The organism is Massilia forsythiae, from assembly GCF_012849555.1.
Classification (GTDB): Bacteria; Pseudomonadota; Gammaproteobacteria; order Burkholderiales; family Burkholderiaceae_D; genus Telluria; species Telluria forsythiae.
Genome location: NZ_CP051685.1, coordinates 4,689,286 through 4,707,203, shown reverse-complemented (window position 1 = coordinate 4,707,203; position 17,918 = coordinate 4,689,286). Strand labels below are relative to the sequence as shown.

Annotated in this window: 17 protein-coding genes; 10 read left to right on the top strand and 7 right to left on the bottom strand. The window is 67.9% G+C overall.

Annotated elements, in window-relative coordinates:
• Positions 1-2: 2 nt before the first annotated feature.
• Positions 3-431 carry a GNAT family N-acetyltransferase gene (locus HH212_RS19815; RefSeq protein WP_170204074.1) on the top strand — a complete coding sequence of 143 codons (429 nt, stop codon included), beginning with the start codon at positions 3-5 and terminating at the stop codon, positions 429-431.
• Here the strand turns inward: HH212_RS19815 and HH212_RS19810 are convergent.
• Both HH212_RS19810 and HH212_RS19805 read right to left on the bottom strand, forming a co-directional pair.
• Positions 416-1,426 carry a DMT family transporter gene (locus HH212_RS19810; protein ID WP_170204073.1) on the bottom strand — a complete coding sequence of 337 codons (1,011 nt, stop codon included), beginning with the start codon at positions 1,424-1,426 and terminating at the stop codon, positions 416-418. The genes HH212_RS19815 and HH212_RS19810 overlap by 16 nt on opposite strands.
• A gap of 59 nt (positions 1,427-1,485) precedes the next feature.
• Entirely contained in the window at positions 1,486-1,974 is a 489-nt protein-coding gene (locus HH212_RS19805) for a helix-turn-helix transcriptional regulator (protein ID WP_229217371.1), read from the bottom strand.
• Positions 1,975-2,113: 139 nt separating this feature from the next.
• Between HH212_RS19805 and HH212_RS19800 the strand changes: the two genes are divergently transcribed.
• Both HH212_RS19800 and HH212_RS19795 read left to right on the top strand, forming a co-directional pair.
• Positions 2,114-2,545 (top strand): hypothetical protein, encoded by a 432-nt coding sequence (locus tag HH212_RS19800; protein ID WP_170204071.1) that lies wholly within the window; start codon positions 2,114-2,116, stop codon positions 2,543-2,545.
• A 16-nt stretch (positions 2,546-2,561) separates the two neighbouring features.
• Positions 2,562-3,500: a LysR family transcriptional regulator gene (locus HH212_RS19795; protein WP_170204070.1), complete on the top strand. Its 939-nt coding sequence runs from the start codon at positions 2,562-2,564 to the stop codon at positions 3,498-3,500.
• A gap of 502 nt (positions 3,501-4,002) precedes the next feature.
• Here the strand turns inward: HH212_RS19795 and HH212_RS19790 are convergent.
• On the bottom strand, positions 4,003-4,692 hold the full coding sequence (locus HH212_RS19790) for an AraC family transcriptional regulator (protein WP_211172378.1): 690 nt from the start codon (positions 4,690-4,692) through the stop codon (positions 4,003-4,005).
• Positions 4,693-4,843: 151 nt separating this feature from the next.
• Between HH212_RS19790 and HH212_RS19785 the strand changes: the two genes are divergently transcribed.
• On the top strand, positions 4,844-5,761 hold the full coding sequence (locus tag HH212_RS19785; protein ID WP_170204068.1) for an NADP-dependent oxidoreductase: 918 nt from the start codon (positions 4,844-4,846) through the stop codon (positions 5,759-5,761).
• 42 nt (positions 5,762-5,803) lie between these two features.
• Here the strand turns inward: HH212_RS19785 and HH212_RS19780 are convergent, their stop codons facing one another.
• A complete protein-coding gene (locus tag HH212_RS19780) occupies positions 5,804-6,172 on the bottom strand; it encodes a hypothetical protein (protein WP_170204067.1) in 369 nt (122 codons plus the stop codon).
• A 209-nt stretch (positions 6,173-6,381) separates the two neighbouring features.
• Positions 6,382-6,945: an SRPBCC domain-containing protein gene (locus HH212_RS19775; RefSeq protein WP_229217370.1), complete on the bottom strand. Its 564-nt coding sequence runs from the start codon at positions 6,943-6,945 to the stop codon at positions 6,382-6,384.
• A 258-nt stretch (positions 6,946-7,203) separates the two neighbouring features.
• On the opposite strand from HH212_RS19775, the gene HH212_RS19770 reads away from it, so the two are divergent.
• From HH212_RS19770 to HH212_RS19745, 6 genes are all read left to right on the top strand, one after another.
• Entirely contained in the window at positions 7,204-7,503 is a 300-nt protein-coding gene (locus tag HH212_RS19770; protein WP_170204066.1) for a hypothetical protein, read from the top strand.
• A 158-nt stretch (positions 7,504-7,661) separates the two neighbouring features.
• Positions 7,662-9,536 (top strand): rhamnogalacturonan lyase, encoded by a 1,875-nt coding sequence (locus HH212_RS19765; RefSeq protein WP_170204065.1) that lies wholly within the window; start codon positions 7,662-7,664, stop codon positions 9,534-9,536.
• 72 nt (positions 9,537-9,608) lie between these two features.
• Positions 9,609-10,862 carry a BT3233 family polysaccharide utilization protein gene (locus HH212_RS19760; protein WP_170204064.1) on the top strand — a complete coding sequence of 418 codons (1,254 nt, stop codon included), beginning with the start codon at positions 9,609-9,611 and terminating at the stop codon, positions 10,860-10,862.
• A gap of 29 nt (positions 10,863-10,891) precedes the next feature.
• Entirely contained in the window at positions 10,892-12,205 is a 1,314-nt protein-coding gene (locus tag HH212_RS19755) for a right-handed parallel beta-helix repeat-containing protein (protein WP_170204063.1), read from the top strand.
• Positions 12,206-12,321: 116 nt separating this feature from the next.
• A complete protein-coding gene (locus HH212_RS19750; protein ID WP_170204062.1) occupies positions 12,322-13,659 on the top strand; it encodes a rhamnogalacturonan acetylesterase in 1,338 nt (445 codons plus the stop codon).
• 59 nt (positions 13,660-13,718) lie between these two features.
• Positions 13,719-14,771 carry a glycoside hydrolase family 43 protein gene (locus tag HH212_RS19745; protein WP_229217369.1) on the top strand — a complete coding sequence of 351 codons (1,053 nt, stop codon included), beginning with the start codon at positions 13,719-13,721 and terminating at the stop codon, positions 14,769-14,771.
• Between the two features lie 341 nt (positions 14,772-15,112).
• Here the strand turns inward: HH212_RS19745 and HH212_RS19740 are convergent, their stop codons facing one another.
• Both HH212_RS19740 and HH212_RS19735 read right to left on the bottom strand, forming a co-directional pair.
• Complete coding sequence (locus tag HH212_RS19740) at positions 15,113-16,423, bottom strand: oligogalacturonate lyase family protein (RefSeq protein ID WP_211172377.1); 1,311 nt, start codon at positions 16,421-16,423, stop codon at positions 15,113-15,115.
• 46 nt (positions 16,424-16,469) lie between these two features.
• Entirely contained in the window at positions 16,470-17,912 is a 1,443-nt protein-coding gene (locus HH212_RS19735) for a glycoside hydrolase family 88/105 protein (protein ID WP_170204061.1), read from the bottom strand.
• Positions 17,913-17,918 lie beyond the last annotated feature (6 nt).

Below are 17,918 nucleotides of genomic sequence, written 5' to 3'. Positions count from 1 at the left end.
TCATGATCCGGATTGAAACCATAGCGTTGGGCGAACTGGCCCGCATCGATGCGTTCTATCGGGTGACGGGATATGGCGGCGGCGTCTCATCGGCCGACCTTACGCTGGCAGCCAGCATGGACGATTGCCTGGCCGGCGCCGTGCGGCTATGTCCCGAACACGGCGTGACCGTTTTGCGCGGCATGCAGGTGGCGTCGGCCTTCCAGCGCCGTGGCATCGGCCGCGCCTTGCTCGATCACTGCATTCCGTACCTCGACCGCGGCGACGCCTGGTGCCTGCCCTACGATCACCTGGTCGCGTTCTATGCCTGCGCCGGCTTCTCGCCGGCGCCGCCGGAATCGCTGCCGCCATTCCTGGCCCGGCGCCTGGCCGGCTACCTGGCTTCCGGCCAGCGCGTGCTGGCGATGCACCGTCGTCAGCCGTCGGGCTGACGGCCGTCGCGACGGTGCACAGCCGCGCACGAGGCCACGCCCGCCACCAGCAGCGCCAGCGCGGCGGCTTCCAGGCCGGTCGGCCAGCGCCGCTCCCACAGGAAACCATAGCCGGCCGCGAAGATGGTCTCAAACACGATCATCTGTCCCATCAGGGTCAGCGGCAGCGCGCGGCTGGCGACGTTCCACAGGCCGTTGCCGACGATCGAGCACAGGATGGCGACGCCGCCGGCGATGGCGGCGAAACGCAGCCAGTCCGCCGCGGCGTGGACCGGCGCATCCGGTCCCACCCCTGCCGGCAAGAGATGCGGGAAGAACGCCGGCAGCGCCAGCAGCAGCGCCTCGATACCGGTCGCCACGCCGGTCAGCAGGTTCCAGTCGTGCGGCGACAATGCCCGCAGCCCGGCCAGGCGGCGGCTGTTGCCGACCGCGTACACGGTCCACGACACCAGCGCGCCGAGCGCGCACAGCAGCCCGGGCAGCGCGTCGCGTCCCAGCGTGGCCAGCGACTGCCGGCTGGTGCAGGCCAGCCCCGCCAGGCCGAGCGCCAGCGACGGCAGCAGCCGGCGCAGCGCCACGGCGCCGTGTTCTCGGCTGCCGACCAGCGTCACCGCCAGCGGCAGCAGGCCGATCACCAGCGCCGCCATGGCCACGCCGCCGCCGCGCACCGCTTGCGCCAGCAGCACGTAGTACAGGATGTTGCCGGTGAAGCCGAGCCAGGCCAGCGCGCACCAGTCGCGCCAGGCCAGGACGGCGGCCAGGCGCCGCCACGACGGTGCGATCAGCACCGCCGCCGCCAGGCCGTAGGCCAGGTAGCGCCCGGCGGACAGTTGCAGCGGCGTGAAGCCGGGCGCCAGTTGCGGCGCCAGGAATACCAGGCCCCACAGCGCGCCGGCGCCGATGCCGGCGCCGATGCCCTTGCCCGTGCCGATGCCCGTGTTCGTATGCACGCCCGTCCCCGCGCCGATGCCGCCCGACTCGTGTTTGCCGACCATGCCGATCCTCCGTAAAGCCGGGATTCTGGACGGTTCGGGCCGCATTGTCTTGGCCGTTCCTACTGTTTTCCTGACCCGGTCTCGCGGCTGCGGCTGCGGCGGCGCCAGGCGGCCGGCGTGGCGTCCAGCTCGCGCCGCATCGCCCGCGTCAGGGCGCTCTGGTCGGAAAAGCCGGCGGCCAGCGCCACCGCGGCGACCGGGCCGGCGCTGGTGGCCAGCAGCCGGCACGCCAGGTCGAGCCGGCGCCCGAGCAGCCAGGCGTGCGGCGTGCTGTCCAGCTCCTCGCGGAACAGCGCATGCAGGCGGCTGACGCTCAGGCCGGCCAGGCGCGCCATCGAGGCCGTGGTCCACGGCAGGCCGGGCCGGGCCTCGACCTCGGCCTTCAGCACCGCCAGGCGCGCGCGCGGCTGCGGCGCGTCGGCCGCCAGCGTGTCCAGCAGCAGGCCGCCCGACAGCGGCAGCACCAGCTGGGCGAACGCATGGCGGTCGGCGCCGCAGTCTTCGCGGTAGCTGCGGATGTCGACGTTCGCGATGGCGGGTGCGGTCATGTGCATGGCTGCCTGGGATGGACGGAAAGTCTAGCACGCACGCTGCGCTGGAACCGAAGTGTCCGTCAGGCGCAAGCGCAGCCGCGCGCGGCGAGCTTGGCGTAGACTTGCCGTTCCCATTCTTTTCCAGGAGCCAGCCATGCAGGTCGAGCGGATCTGTTTCGAGGAAGTGTTCGATGCGCCGTCGCGGCGCGGCAGTTTCAGTTTCCGCAGCGGCGGCAAGAGCAGCTACGGCGTCCAGTTGCCAGGCCGGCCGGTGCCGCGCGCCGGCGCGGTGTTCGGGGTCGCCTTCGGCAGGCCCGGCGACTGGTCCACCGTGCTGGGCACGCGCGACCTGGCGACGCAACGGGTGACGCTGGCCATGCCGGCGTGGGACATCGTCATGCACCAGTTCGACCTGCTGTGGCTCCTCGCCGTGCCGTTGCTGGCCGGCAGCCTGCTGTTCGGCGGTGCGCTCGCCGCGCTGGCGATGCTGGCGGCGCTGGCGGCCGGCGTGGCGGCGTTTTCGCGCCGCGGGATGCGGCAAAACCGCCGCGTGCGCGCAGCGCTGCTGGCGATGGCGCCGGCATGACCATGCACCCCACCGCATGCGCACCCTCCACGATCTCGACCTGAACCTCCTCAAGGCGCTCGACGCCCTGATCGACGAACGCAGCGTGACGCGCGCCGCCGCGCGCCTGGGCGTGACCCAGCCGGCCATGAGCGGCATGCTGACCCGCTTGCGCGACGTGTTCGGCGACCCGCTGTTCGTGCGCGCCCAGCGCGGGGTCGTGCCGACCGCGCGCGCGCTGCAACTGGCGCTGCCGGTCAAGGCCGTGATGGGCGGGATCGGGGCGCTGCTGCAGCCGGACGTGTTCGAGCCGGCCCGGGCCGAGCTGACCTTTACCGTTGCCGCCACCGATTACGCGCTGCGCGCCGTCGCGGCGCCGTTCCTGGCCGCCCTCAAGCCGCGCGCACCGAACATCCGCGTGGCGCTGGTGGCGCTGGAAGCGGGGCCGCCCGAGCTGGTGCAGGCGCGCCTGGAACGCGGCCAGGTCGACCTGGCCCTGCTGACGCCGGAGAGCACGCCGCCCGACCTGCATGCGCGCCGCCTGTTCGAGGAACGCTACGTCTGCGCCATGCGCGCCGGCCATCCGGCGTCGCGCCCGGGCGCACTGACGCTGGAGCGCTTCTGCGCGCTCGAACATGCGCTGGTGTCGTACGACGGCGGCAGCTTCGAAGGCGTGACCGATGCCGCGCTGGCGCGGCTCGGCCTGCGGCGCACGGTCAGCCTGTCGGTGCAGAACTTCCTGATCCTGCCCGAACTGCTGGCCGCCGGCGACCTGCTCGCGGTGCTGCCGCGGCGCCTGGTGGACGGCGTGCCGGGCCTGGCGCTGGTGGAACCGCCGCTCGCCATTCCCGGCTTCGTCAAGACGGCCGCCTGGCACGAACGCACCCACGCCGACCCGGCGCGGCGCTGGCTGCGCGAATTGCTGTTCGCTGCCTGCGCCGATCCGGCCTGGCGCCCGGCCGGGCAAGCCGTTTGACGCCGGCGCCGGGCCGGTCCGAGGCACGTGTGAACAAATAATAAAATTTGCCACAGCCTCTCTTATGAGACAGGTCGATCGCAGCATGATGCTCTCGCAAATAATGTTTGCCACAAAATCGTAAAAGATGGTTGGGCATCGGGCGCATGCAGCAATAAAGTTTGCCACAACTTGCACGGCACGTAGGCTTCGGTAACGTCCGCTTTCGACCCGGAGCAGACGGTCAAGTCTGGGACCGAGACAGCCACATTACGCACACTATCCCGACTACAATGAGACCAAAGATCCAATAGCCCACTCGTTCGTTCCTGGACATCTCTGCATATCGTTCGTCACGCGTTTTAGTGAACGATTCCTTTACTAGCTGTTGCCAAGTCTTTTTCATAGCGTTAGCCAAACCATTTTTGAAGAAAATGCTCCTGTCACCAAGGGTGAAATTGGCAACTGCGCGACTGCACGTCCGCTCATGGCCGGATCCGGTCACTCGCGCCGGTTTCGAGATTCATGCAGACGGTTCCAGGAAAGCACTGGGCGTTGTCGCCGTCACCTGGCGGAAGGCGGACGAGAACGATGCTGTGCTGGCAAAGCCGAGTTCTGACGCCACTTGCGCGATCGCCTTACCGCGCGCGAGGCTGTCCATTGCATGGACGATCCGGGCGCGCTGGCGCCAAGTTTTGAACGTTAGCCCGGTCTCGGTCAGGAACACCCGGCTCAGCGTGCGCACCGAAGTCGCGGCGCGCGACGCGATCTCGGCGACGCTCAACCGGTTGCGCACGTCGCCGGCTGCGACCGCTGCGATGCGTTTGCCTGTTGCGCCAGTGGGCAAGGGTAGGAAGGTTGGCGCGTGTGCGGTCTCAGTTAATTCGTGAAGCATTAGGCGAACCACCAGTTCGGTCTTGTCGGCGCTCATCGCACTGTTGAACGCGACCGCAAGCAGCGTGCGCATCAACGGTGTGATACGTAGTGCGAAGGCGCGATCGAGCCGCGTCGGTGGTGCCCATGCACGCGCGGCGGCGGGGTCCCAATGCACCATCCATAGCTCGGCATCGCTGAGAACCTCGACGTGATGCTGCACCCCGGCCGGGATCCAGACGCCGAGCTGCGGCGGCACAAGCCAGCGGCCGGCACCCGTGTGGACTTGGACCATGCCAGTGGCCGCGAACGTGAGTTGCGCCTCGTCGTGCGCGTGCATCGGCTCGCCAGCGCCGCGTGTTTTGTAGGCACGATGTAGGGTAAAAGCTGGGTAAGGCATGGTGGCTTGTCGGCGATGCAGGTTGGCGCCACATCGTAAAACGCTTCCTCTATGATCGCAACATCATTTGGTGAATCAACAGGAGCGTACAATGCGTGCAGTCGTAATCGAGTCGTATGGCGACAACAGTGTGGTGAATGTGTTCGACGTGGCCAGGCCGGCGCCACAGGCGGGAGAACTCCTTGTGAAAGTGCGGGCGGCGGGCGTGAACCCGATCGACTGGAAAATTCGTGGCGGCGTCGGCCAGCGCATGGGTATGACGCTACCGATTCATCTTGGCGGCGAAATCAGCGGCACGGTGGAGCAGGTCGGTGCAGGCGTCGCCGGGTTCAGCGTCGGGGACGCTGTCTTCGGCATCATTAAGGACGGCGGCTTTGCCGACTATGCGATAGCGCCCGCTGCCGACATGGTGCGCATACCGGCCGACCTGGACTTCATCGCCGCGGCCGCCATTCCGCTCGGCGCGCTAACGGCATGGCAGGCACTGTTCGACGTAGCCAAGCTAACACGCGGACAGCGGCTGCTCATTGCCGGCGCGTCAGGCGGCGTAGGGTCGCTGGCGGTGCAGATCGCGAAAACCGCAGGTGCACATGTTACGGCAATAGCGTCCGGACGGAATGCCGACTTCGTACGGAGCCTTGGTGCGGACACGTTCATCGATTACACTGCGCAGCCGTTCGAACAAGTGGCACGCGACATGGACGTCGTGTTCGACACCGTGGGGGGCGACACCTTCCAACGTGCGTTTGGGACGCTCAAGCATGGAGGCTTTCTGGTGACTTCAGTTGAGTTTCCGACCGAAGAAGACGGCCGGCGTGGAGTTGGCGTCGGGCGCGTGTTTTGCAAGCCCAATGCGGCGCAGCTGACTGCGATCCGAGACTTAGTGGAGGCAGGGAAGTTGCAGCCTCACGTGGCAACAGTGTTGACGCTCGATGAGGTCAAAGAGGCGTTTGCGCTGTCTGAAGGCGGTCGAACGCGGGGCAAGATTGTGCTTGGAATAAGTCAGTGAACAACGCCGACTTCGAGACACGGATCGCACAAGCGATGGTGCTTATGCCCCGCGTTCATGACGCGTGAGTTGCAATGGCCAAATCGTGTACGGCATGAACACGGTAGCCGTCGCAAGGTTGGCTTGGATATCTGCCATAAAGCGCTCGAGTTGGTGAATCCAAGAGAGCAAGCGCTCTTGCTCCAACTCCGGTAGGAACTCGAACCCTCCTTCATCAAAATAGGCTCCAGTCTCGATAAGATGTTTGTGCTGCTGAAGTTCACCGGTAACAGTGAGCGACATGCCTCCAAGCGCACTGATTCTATTGGCCAGTAAATCTATGAATGCAGCACGAGTCAACGTACCCTGAGCGTAAGCTGCAAGCGAGTTCCGCAATTGCTCAGAATCGAAGGATTTAACACGAAACTTCATTCAGGCGCTTACTAGACGCGCGACGGTCCGCTTCTGGCCGATAGCTGACTGTCGATAAGGCTTAGTGTACGACCTCGTTGCAACCTGGACAAGCTGCCAGTGAGCAAATTTAGCTGCGGTTGTTGTGGCAAGCTTTATTGTTTTGTGGCGAAATTTGTTAGTTTGTGGCGGACTTTACTAGTTGGCGACAGCACGGCGCCGGCACGCAATCAGTCCGATCCGGCGCGCGGCGCGGCAAGGAGCGCGTCGGACAGCGCGCGGCCGGCATCGTTTTCGCGCGTGGCGCCGACCAGGCCATCCAGCCAGTCCTGGTGGCCGTTGATCATCGGGTTCGGCCTGGTGCGGGCCAGCTCGCGCGCCGGCGCGCCGTTCTGGGTTTCCTGGGTCAGCACGCGCACGCGACCGCCGTCGAGGTCTTCCAGCAGCCAGGCGTGGTACACGTCCAGGCGCGCGGCGGCATCGCCTTCAACCCAGCCATGCCAGGCCAGGCGCCCCGGCCGGCCCGGCGCCGGCGGCACGCATTCGGTCACCAGCGCTTCCACGGGAAAGCCGAAGGTACTGAAGCGGAAGCGCGTGCCGGCGGCCAGCAGCGGTCCGGCGCCGCCGTCGAAGGCGACGTCGGCCGCATTGGCATAGTAGGCCGGCCAGCGGGTGGCATCCGCCAGCAAGGGCCAGACGGCGGCCGCATCCAGGCCTGCGTGGATGACTTCGTTGGAAGCGAAATTGTCGGCAATGCCGGGAAGGTAGCCTTGCGGCCAGAGAATGTGGTGCATGCGGATCCTTGCAATCGTTGGGGGCAGCGCGCGTGCGGCGCACTGGACCGGCCCATGATGCCGGCCAGCCGGAAATAACACCAATCCTCGATTTTTATTCGACACATCATTCAAAACGATACCGGAAACGCGATCGTCGCCCGTTTCCTCGTCCGGCGCGGTGCCGGCCCAGCCATTCTATTTCCGCGCCATCAATTTCCTGAGTTGCGTAAGATAAGAACCAGCAGTTACGTACCAACTCGCTTCCCGGAGTTCATCATGAAAACAAGCAAACGGCGCGCCGCCGCCTATCGCGTGTACGTTCGCACCGTCGACGGCGACATCCTGCTCTGGACGGAAACCGCCACCGCCGATCCCGACGTCGCCGACGAGGCGATCCGCGACCTGCTGACGACCGAATACTTCGAAGGCAGCCCGTTCGTCCTGATCGCGCTGTACCGTGGTAATTTGTATTTCACCCACGAATACGACACGCCCGACGACGGCAGCCACGTGGTGCCGCAAATGCTGTCCAACCTGGGCCGCATCGACTGGCTGCGCTATCCATCCGTGCATTGACATTCGTGCGCTGACGCGCGTGTTTACGCAGGCAGGCGTTCGCTCAAGCGGGTGATTATCTGGGGCGCCATGCCCCGGCGTTGTTGACACTGCCGGATGCGGATTCGATACTCGAATCGCATTTCCGCATCTTCCGCTCCATCCGACAACGTCCAGCCATGGCCAACCATACCCAGACCGACCACCCGCTCCTGCCCGGACTGCTGGCAGCGCTGCTGCTGGCGGGCGCCAGCGCGGCGCACGCGGCGATGCCGGCGCGCCAGATGGAAAAGCTCGACCGCGGCGTGGTGGCGATCCATACCGATGCCGGCAACTTCGTCGGCTGGCGGCTGCTGGCCACCGATGCGGACGGCCTGGCGTTCAACGTCTACCGCGACGGCAAGAAGCTGAACCCCGCGCCGCTGGCCTTGACCAACTTCAGCGACCCGAACGCCGGCGCCGACGCGACCTACAGCGTGCGGCCGGTGCTGGACGGCGTCGAGCAGGCCGCGGCCGCCAGCGCCGCCACCTGGCGCCAGCCGTGGCTGACGGTGCCGCTGCAAAAGCCGCCGGAAGGCGTGACGCCGGACGGCCAGCGCTACCGCTACACCATCAACGACGGCGCGGCCGCCGACCTGGACGGCGACGGCGTCTACGAACTGCTGGTGAAATGGCAGCCGACCAACGCCCACGACAACTCGCAGCGCGGCACCACCGGCAACACCTACCTGGACGCCTATAAGCTGGACGGCACGCGCCTGTGGCGCATCGACCTGGGCCGCAACATCCGCGCCGGTGCGCATTACACCACCTACCTCGCCTACGACTTCGACGGCGATGGCCGCGCCGAAGTCATGGTGAAGACCGCCGACGGCAGCGTGGACGGCCGGGGCAAGGTCATCGGCGACGCCGCGGCCGACTACCGCAACAAGGACGGCTACGTGCTGGCCGGTCCGGAATTCCTCACCGTGTTCGACGGCCGCAGCGGTGCCGCGCTGGCCTCCGCGCCCTATTTGCCGGCGCGCGGCGAGGTGGCCGCCTGGGGCGACGCCTACGGCAACCGGGTCGACCGCTTCCTCGGCGGCGTGGCCTACCTGGACGGCACGCGCCCGAGCGCGGTGTTCACGCGCGGCTACTACACGCGCGCCGTACTGGCCGCCTGGGACTGGCGCGACGGTAAGCTGAGCAGCCGCTGGGTGTTCGACAGCGATGCCGGCGGCCCGAGCGGGCCGGGCGCCGCCGCCAACCACCAGGGCGCGCACTGGATGTCGGTGGCCGACGTCGACGGCGACGGCAAGGACGACCTGGTCTACGGCGCCGCCACGATCCGGAGCGACGGCACCCTGCTGTACAGCACCGGCCTGTGCCACGGCGACGCCCTCCACGTCGGCAAGCTCGACCCGAACCGCGCCGGCCTGCAGGTCTACATGGTGCACGAAACGCCGTCCTGCTACCGCGGCATGGGCGCCGAACTGCACGACGCCGCCACCGGCAAGGTCCTGTGGAGCGTCGACGGCGCCAACCACGACGTCGGCCGCGGCACCTGCATGGACATCGACCCCGCCTTCCCCGGCGAAGAGTGCTGGGCGTCGGTCGGCGGCCTGATGAGCGCTTCCGGCAAGCAGATCTCGGCGGCACGCCCGCGCAGCATCAACTTCGGCGTGTGGTGGGACGGCGACCTGCTGCGCGAATCGCTGGACGGCGCCCGCATCGACAAGTGGAATCCGAAGACGGGGCGCCTGGAAGCGCTGCTGGACGCGTCCCGTGTCGGCGCCGCCTCGATCAACGGCACCAAGGCGGTACCGGTGCTGTCGGCCGACCTGTTCGGCGACTGGCGCGAGGAAGTCGTCTGGCGCAACACGGACGACGACGCGCTGCTGGTGTTCTCCACCACCGCGCCGACGCCGCACCGCCTGGTCACCCTGATGCACGATCCGCAGTACCGCGTGCAGGTGGCGGGCCAGAATGCCGGCTACAATCAGCCGCCGCACCCGGGCTTTTACCTGGGCGACGGCATGCAGCCGCCCGCGCGCCAGCCGGTCCGCGTTCCCTGAACGCCGCCGGCCATGCGCGAACATTTTTCGGATCGATCCATCAGAAGAGCCCAGCCCAACATGCCACTGCCCATGAATCTTCGTCTTTCCCTGCTCGCCGCCGCCATCCCTGCCTGCCTGGCCTGCGCCGGCGCATCCGCCTCCGATACCGCGTCCTCTGGCGCGCCGCTGCGCATCACCGTCACCAACACGCTCGACATCGCGCGCCCGTCCGAGACCATCGTCGTCCCCTGGTCGAAGATCAACGCCGCGCTCCCGCACGCGCTGGTGCAGAAGCTGGCGGTGAAGGACGCTGCCGGCCGCGCGCTGCCCTACCAGGTGACCAACGTGGCGCCGGAAGCGAAGGACCCGCAGAACGTCGGCGTGGCCTACGGCGACCTGATCTTCCAGCACGACTTCCAGGCCGGCGAAAAGTCCGCCACCTTCACCGTCGAAAAGACCGACACCATCACCCAGCCGTTCCCGACCAAGGTGTTCGCGCGCTACGTGCCCGAGCGCCTCGACGACTTCGCCTGGGAAAACGACAAGGTGGCGCACCGCACCTACGGCCCGGCGCTGGAAGCCCCGGCGCCGGCCGGCTCGGGCAAGGAAGTGCTGCGCACCAGCGGCCTGGATATCTGGTTCAAGCGCGTGCCCTACCCGATCGTCGACCGCTGGTACAACAAGGGCCACGACCACTACCACCACGACGAAGGCGAAGGCATCGACATGTACAACGTCGGCGGCTCGCGCGGCGCCGGCGGCACCGGCATCTGGGACGGCAAGACCCTGTACGTGGGCGGGAATTACAAGTCCTGGAAGGTGATCGCCAACGGCCCGGTGCGCGCCATCTTCGAACTGAGTTACGACGGCTGGGACGCCGCCGGCACCAGGGTGTCCGAAGTCAAGCGCTTCACCGTCGACGCCGGCCACTACCTGGACCGGATCGACAGCACCTTCACGTTCGCGGGCGCGCCGCGCCTGACGGTGGGCATCGGCCTGAACAAGACCCCGGCCGACAAGGGCCAGGACGCCAAGGTCGGCGCGGTCGAGAACAAGGCGGACGGCTCGCTGGTACAGTGGGTCGGCCAGCGCAGCAACGAGGACTTCGGCGTGGCCGTCATCGTGCCGGCGGCGGCGGGCGCCGCGCAGCCGTTCGCCACCGACGCGCGCAATTCGCTGGTGCTGGCGCCGGCAACGTCCGGCCAGCCGCTGCGCTACTACGTCGGCGGCGCCTGGACCCGCGCCGGCGAGATCACCAGCCGCGAGCAGTGGCAGCGCTACGTCGCCGACGAAGCCGCGCGCCTGCGCGCGCCGGTGACGGTCAGCCTGGCCAGCGGCGGCTGATCGCGTCTCGCCCAACCGAAAGCCCCACCATGCAATCCGTGCCGCCGCCGCGCCGCCTGGCGTTCGCCCTCGTCTTGTTCCTGGTTGCCGGCAGCGCCGGCGCCGCCACCTATTACGTGGCGCCGAACGGCAGCGACGGCGCGCGCGGCAGCAGCGACGCGCCGTGGCAATCGATCGCGCGCGCCCAGTCGGCGGCCCAGCCCGGCGACACGGTCTACCTGCGCGGCGGCAGGTATGCCTACAGCGCCGCCACCACGTCCTGCGCCAGCCGCCGCGCCACGGTCAGCGCCATCGTGCTCGACAAGAGCGGCAGCGAGGGCAAGCCGATCCGCTACTGGGCCTACCCGGGCGAGACGCCGGTGCTGGATTTCGCCGGCATGAAGGACGATTGCCGCGTCAAGGGCATCGAAGTCACCGCCGACTGGATCCACCTGAAGGGGCTGGAGGTGACCGGCGCGCCGCAGCAGCCGCAAAACCGCCTGAACCACGAATCCTGGGGCGTGTGGATCGACGCCAGCCACGGCGTCTACGAGCAGCTGGACCTGCACCACAACATGGGACCGGGGCTGTTCATCAAGGACGGGGCGGACAACCTGGTGCTCAACAGCGACTCGCACCACAACTACGATCCCTACACCTCGAACGGCGCCGGCCAGAGCGCCGACGGCTTCGGCGCCCACGTCAGCGCCGGCCACCCCGGCAACGTGTTCCGCGGCTGCCGCGCCTGGGCCAACACCGACGACGGCTTCGACCTGATCAACGCCTACTCCCCGGTGACGATCGAGTATTCGTGGGCCTGGGACCACGGCTACCTGCCGGGCACGCGCACGCCGCTCCCGGCCGGCAACGGCAACGGCATCAAGGCGGGCGGCTACGGCGGCAAGTACGCGCCGGCCAAGGTCAGGCACGTGGTGCGCTTCTCGGTCGCCTTCGACAACAAGGTGTCCGGCTTCTACGCCAACCACCATCCGGTGGCGCTCGACTTTTTCAATAACACCGCGTTCGGCAACGGCAGCGATTTCAACATGCTCGGCATCGCGCCGGACGGTTCGCCCGTCTACCTGGGCACCCTGCGCAACAACCTGTCGGCGTCGCCGGCCGGCCTGAAGGTGGCGGGCGCCGATGCCGTCGCCAATTCCTGGGACCTGAAGCTGGCGCCGGGCGCGGCCGACTTCGAGGACGTGTCGCACCAGGGCTGGGACGCGCCGCGCCAGGCCGACGGCAGCCTGCCGGTGCTGCCGCATTTCCGCCCGCGCGCCGGCAGCCGCCTGGTGGACGCGGGCGTCGACGTCGGCCTGCCGTTCAAGGGCAAGGCGCCGGACCTGGGGGCGTTCGAGCGCTAGGCCGGCCACGGCCGCGCCGCGCAACGATCACTTCCCTGATTCTTTCGCCCGGTGCGGACGCTGCGGACCTGGCGTGCATAGAATGGGAACACGTTCCTCTTCGCTTCCGGATGCCAATGCAACGCTCCCGCTCACCGTTTCCGCCCCGGCCACGCAGCGCGGCCTTTGCCGCCGCCTTGTCGCTCGTTACCTTGTCGTTCGCCATCTCGACGCTCGCCGCGGCGGCGCCGGCGAGTACCCCCGGCCAATCCAAGTTCGCCTTCGCGCCCGACACTGCGCCGGCCGGCTTCACCGCCGTCGCACCGGCGACGCTGTACAGCGACGCGCGCGGCTACGGCTTCGAACCCGGCGCCGCGCCCGGCGGCCCGGCCTATTTCAGCGTCGATCTCGCGGAAGGCAACTACGACGTCACCGTCACCCTGGGCGACGACAAGGCGGCCGCCAGCACCACGGTCAAGGCCGAGCTGCGCCGACTGATGCTGGAAAACGTGCAGACCGCGCCGGGGCAGACGGTTACGCGCCGCTTCACCGTCAACGTGCGCACGCCGCGCATTGCCGCCGCCAACGGCATCGAGGCCGGCGAAGTCAGGCTCAAGGCGCCGCGCGAAACCGTGCAGGAAGCCTGGGCCTGGGACCGGCGCCTGACGCTGGAATTCAATGGCAGCCATCCGGCCGTGCGCAACATCGAGATCGCCCCGGCCGCGGTGCCGACGCTGTTCCTGCTGGGCGACTCCACCGTCTGCGACCAGCCGGGCGAACCGTACGCCAGCTGGGGCCAGATGCTGCCGCGCTTCTTCAAGCCGGGCGTGGCGGTGGCCAACCACGGCGAATCCGGCGAGACCTACCGCGACGCGCTGGCGCGACGCCGCACCGACAAGATCCTGAGCAGCTTGCGGCCGGGCGACACCGTCGTCATGCAGTTCGGGCACAACGACCAGAAGCAGATCAAGGATGGCAAGGGCGGCCCGTTCACCACGTACAAGGCCGAGATCAAGGCCCACGTCGCGGCCGTGCGCGCGCGCGGCGGCGTGCCGGTGATCGTGTCGCCGATGGAGCGGCGCGGCTTCGACGCCCAAGGGAAGGTGCTGCCGTCGCTGGCCGACTACGCCGAGGCCGCGCGCCAGTCGGCGCGCGAGCTGGACGTGGCCTTCATCGACCTGAACGCGATGAGCAGGACGCTGTACGAAGCGCTCGGCCCGGAAGGCTCGAAGCGCGCCTTCGCAGAGCCGGCGCCGGGCAAGCTCGACAACACGCACCACAACGCCTACGGCAGCTACGAGCTGGCCAAGGCGATCGTCACCGGCCTGCAGGCGGCGCGCCTGCCGGTGGCGGCATTCGTCGTCGACGGCTTCCGGTTCGACCCAAGCCGCCCCGATCCGGTAGCGGCATTCTCGGTGCCGCCCAGCCCGCAGGTGACGCACGAGCGGCCGCTGGGCGACGAGGCCAACAAGTGAGCCGGCCGGACCGGACGACCGATGCTGCCGCGGCCGCAGAAGCCGCAGGAGCCGACGCTGTGCCGGATCGCCGACGCCGCCAGCTGCTGGCGCTGACGGCGGCGCTGGCGCCGGCACTGCTGGCCGCGTGCGCGCATCCGCCCGCGCGCGGCCCGCATCCCGCGCCGGCAGCGCAACCGACGCCGGCGCCAGAGGGCGATGCCTACCTGTTCGCCTACTTCACCGGCAACGGCGAAGACGGCCTGCACCTGGCCGCCAGCAGCGACGGCTACCGTTGGGACAAGCTGAACGGCGGCGCCAGCTACCTCAAGCCCGCGGTCGGCGTGTCGAAGCTGATGCGCGACCCGTGCATCGCGCGCGGCCCGGACGGCACCTACCACATGGTCTGGACCGCCGGCTGGAACGAACCCGGCATCGGCTATGCGTCGTCCAGGGACCTGGTGCACTGGTCGGCGCAGCGCTACCTGCCGGTGATGGCGCACGAACCGACGGTACTGAACGCCTGGGCGCCCGAGATCGCCTGGGACGGCCGGCGCGGCGAGTTCGTGCTGTTCTGGTCGTCGACGATTCCGGGGCGCTTCGCGGACACCGATGCCGGCGGCGACGCCGCGGGCCGCAACAAGTACAACCACCGCATCTACGCCGCCACCACCCGCGATTTCGCCACCCTGACGCCGACGCGGCTGTTCTACGATCCCGGCTTCTCGGTGATCGACGCCACCTTCCTGCGCGCCGGCGGGCGCGACTGGCTGCTGGTGAAGGACGAGACGCGCAACCCGCCGAGAAAATACCTGCAACTGGTGGAAGCGGCGTCGCTGCAGGGACCGTTCGGCAAGCCCGGCGGCCCGATCACGCCGCCCGGCCTGTGGACCGAAGGCCCGACCGCGCTGCAGGTCGGCGCGGACGTCATCGTCTATTACGACGCCTACACCGCCAGGCACTACGGCGCCCTGCGCGCGCGCGGCGGCGACTTGACGCGCTGGGAAGACGTCACCGCGCAGATGCGTTTTCCCGACGAGGGCACGGCGCAGCGCATGCGCCACGGGACGGCGTTCGCGGCGCCGGCGGCGCTGGTGGCGAAGCTGCGTGCGTCGAATACGGGAACCCGATAACACCCGCTATCGCATGCATCGTCGTCCCCGCAAAGGCGCACTACTGTCCAAGATAGTATTGCTGGCCTAAAAACTGTCGTTCCAGACACTGCCTGAAACGACTCCCCGCGGAGGCGCACTGCTGTCCAAGATAATCGTTATCTCTGCCTTAAGCAGGCTTTGTTGCTAGCAGTAACGTAAAATCATTCCTAGCCAATAACTCGTCGTCCCCGCGAAGGCGGGGATCCATACTGAGCAAGAAGATTTGGTAGCCGGAAGCAATCAGAATGCTTCAAAAATACCAACTTTTTACACTCGCTATGGGTCCCCGCCTTCGCGGGGACGACGGTTGCTGGTACCGCTCAGGATGACTTGACAGCTGGAGACGGTGCCTGAACCACCGGCGCCGCGCCTGTCACCGGCGTCCTGGCAACCTCCACCGCATACGTCTCGTTGCGCCCTTCGAAATTGCCGCCGAAGACCACCCACTTGCCGTCCGGCGTGAAGTGCACGTTCGGCTCCAGCGCGCGGTAGCCGTGGGCCTTCATGTTGACCAGCTTCTCGGACACGAAGCGCGTCCCGGCCGCGTCTAGCCTGAAGGCGTAGATCCACATGCCGTCCGGCGCCTTGGCCACCTGGGTCGGGTCGCCGCCGTCGCCGGCGAACAGCTTCCGGTCCGGCGAGATCGCATAGTGGATCGACCATTCGTTGGCGGTCAGCCCGTAGCTGGCCAGTTCGCGCCCGGTGCGCACGTCGGCGCCGGCAAAATAAAAGGTCTGGCCGCGCGGCTTCTGCAGGTCGAACCAGATCGACTTGCCGTCCGGCGCGAAGCCTTCGTGGCCGGCGATCTCCATCGGCATGCTGCGCTTGTGCATCAGCGTGGTGGTCTTGTCCTTCAGGTCGTAGCGCCAGATGCGGTCGACCTTGTGCCACGGGCCTTCGTGGCAGAACATCAGGATGTCGGGGTCGGTCGGCGAGAACTGGATGTGGCCGAGCCAGGTGTTTTCCTCGTGGACCACCTTCATCTTCCCGCTGGCGATGTCGATGGTGAAGATGCTGTTGAGGAGGTGGGCGTCGTAGATGCGGTCGAAGAAATCGCTCTTTTTGGGATACTTGCGCGCGATCTCGCCCTGCTCGGGCGCGGCGTAGCTGCCGGCCAGCACGGTGCCGTCGGCGTTGATGGTGGCGAAGCCGCCGCGCTGGCCTGCCGGGAAGGTGTACAGCTTGCGCGTCTTGTGCGTGTCGACGCCGGTGGCGTACAGCGTGTCGCCGGCCTGGTACAGCACTTCGCGCGTTGCGCGCGCGATCATCGGCAGCACGCGCTTCCTGGCCGGATCGGCGGTGACCTGCTCGGTCTTGCCGGTCGCGAGGTCGAGCGTGAAGATCTGGCTGACGCCGTCGACCTCGTTGCTGAACACCATGCGGTCGCCATGCCCATCCCCCGCGCCCTGTCCGGCGATGAACGGGTTGTTGTGGAAGTACCAATTCGAGATCGGACCGGTGGGGCCGGACAGGCGGCGCACCTTGTGGCCGGTGTCCATGTCGATCCACTCGGCCGGCATCGGCTTGCTGGCGCCGGTCTCCAGCACGTCCTGGGCATGCGCCGCGTGCATGGCGGCGGCCTGGTCCAGCCCGGCCGCGCACAGGGCCAGGGCGATGTGCTTGCGTTTCATGGTTCGTCTCCGCTCCGCTTTATCTTTTATATCGTTTACCGCCGGATCAACGCACGCCCTGGTACATCAGGCCGCTGTCGTTCAGGCCAAACTTGTACTTCCGGTTCATCTCGATGATCTCGGCGCCGGCCAGCAGCGCCGGGCCGTAGCCGTGCGCCGCCTTGACGCTGGTCGGCCGGTAGGCATAGAAGGCCGGGTCGAAGGCCATGCCAGTGCCGACGCAGATGCCCTCGATCTGGCCCTCGGCGGTGACCTTGCCCGCCACCGCGTTCCAGGCCAGGTTGGCCATCGGTCCGTACATCTGCGGCTCGACGTAGCCGCGGTTGACGGCGCGCGCGATGGCGTAGGTATAGATGGCGGTGGCCGAGGTTTCCTGGTAGGTCTCGTTGCGGTCGATCAGCTGGTGCCAGAAGCCTTCCCTGGTCTGGTACGCCGCCAGCCCCTTGATGTGGGCGCGCAGCTGGTCCAGCACGGCGTTGTAGCCCGGATGCGCCTTCGGCAGCACTTCCAGCACCTCGACCATCGACATCACCGCCCAGCCGTTGGCGCGCGCCCAGTGCAGCTCCGGGTGGTCGCGCATGCCTTCCACGTAGCCGTGCATGTAAATGCCGAGCTTCGGGTTGAACATGCGCTTGGAGAACTGCAGCACCTGGTTCACCGCGTCGTCGTAGTAGGTGCGCTGGCCGGTGGTCTTGCCCAGGTAGGCCATCGTGGGCACGCCCATGAACATATCGTCCAGCCACAGCGTGTCCGGCAACGGTCGCATCTTGTGTCCGCCCTTGCCGTCCGGGCCGCCGCGCGCCAGCGTGCCATCCAGCAGGCGGTATTCGCGCTTGGTGACGAAGTCGCCGCAAATGCCGATCATCTGCGTGTAGTCGACCGTGGCGCCGGCCACCTTGGCCTTCAGGAAGCTGTGGCACAGGGCGCCGGCATCGTCCAGCGCGTGCGGATTCAGGAAGCTCTTGATCGGCGCGCGCGCACGGTCGGCATCGGCGCGCACCGCCGGGTAGTATGCCTTGGTCAGGCGCGCCAGCAGATCGTGGCGCTTGTTCACGTAATCCAGGTAGCGCCGGTCGCCGGTGGCGGCGCCGGCCGCCAGCATGCCGGTGTAGGTCACGCCCCACTCGTAGCTGGTGAGGCGGAAGTCGCCGGGCTTCAGCACCGCATCCGGATCGGCGCGCGCGAAATCGGTGACCGGCGCGCCGCGGGGGTCGACCACTTCCGCCGGCGTCACGCGGTCGAGATAGGCGAACACGCGGTCCAGCACCGCCTTGACCTCGGCCGCCTCCATCACGCGGTACGGGGTCGGGTACTGTACTTCCAGCGCGTGCAGCATGGCGTCGGCGGCGGCCGGTCCCTTTTCCTGCGGCGGCGGCGCGGCCTGGGCGGCGGCCTCCGATAGCGGCGCCAGCGCCAAGGCGGACAGCGCGGCGGCCAGGGCCACACGCAGCGGATGGCGCGCGTTCTGGCGCGGGAAGCGGACATTCATCGGATC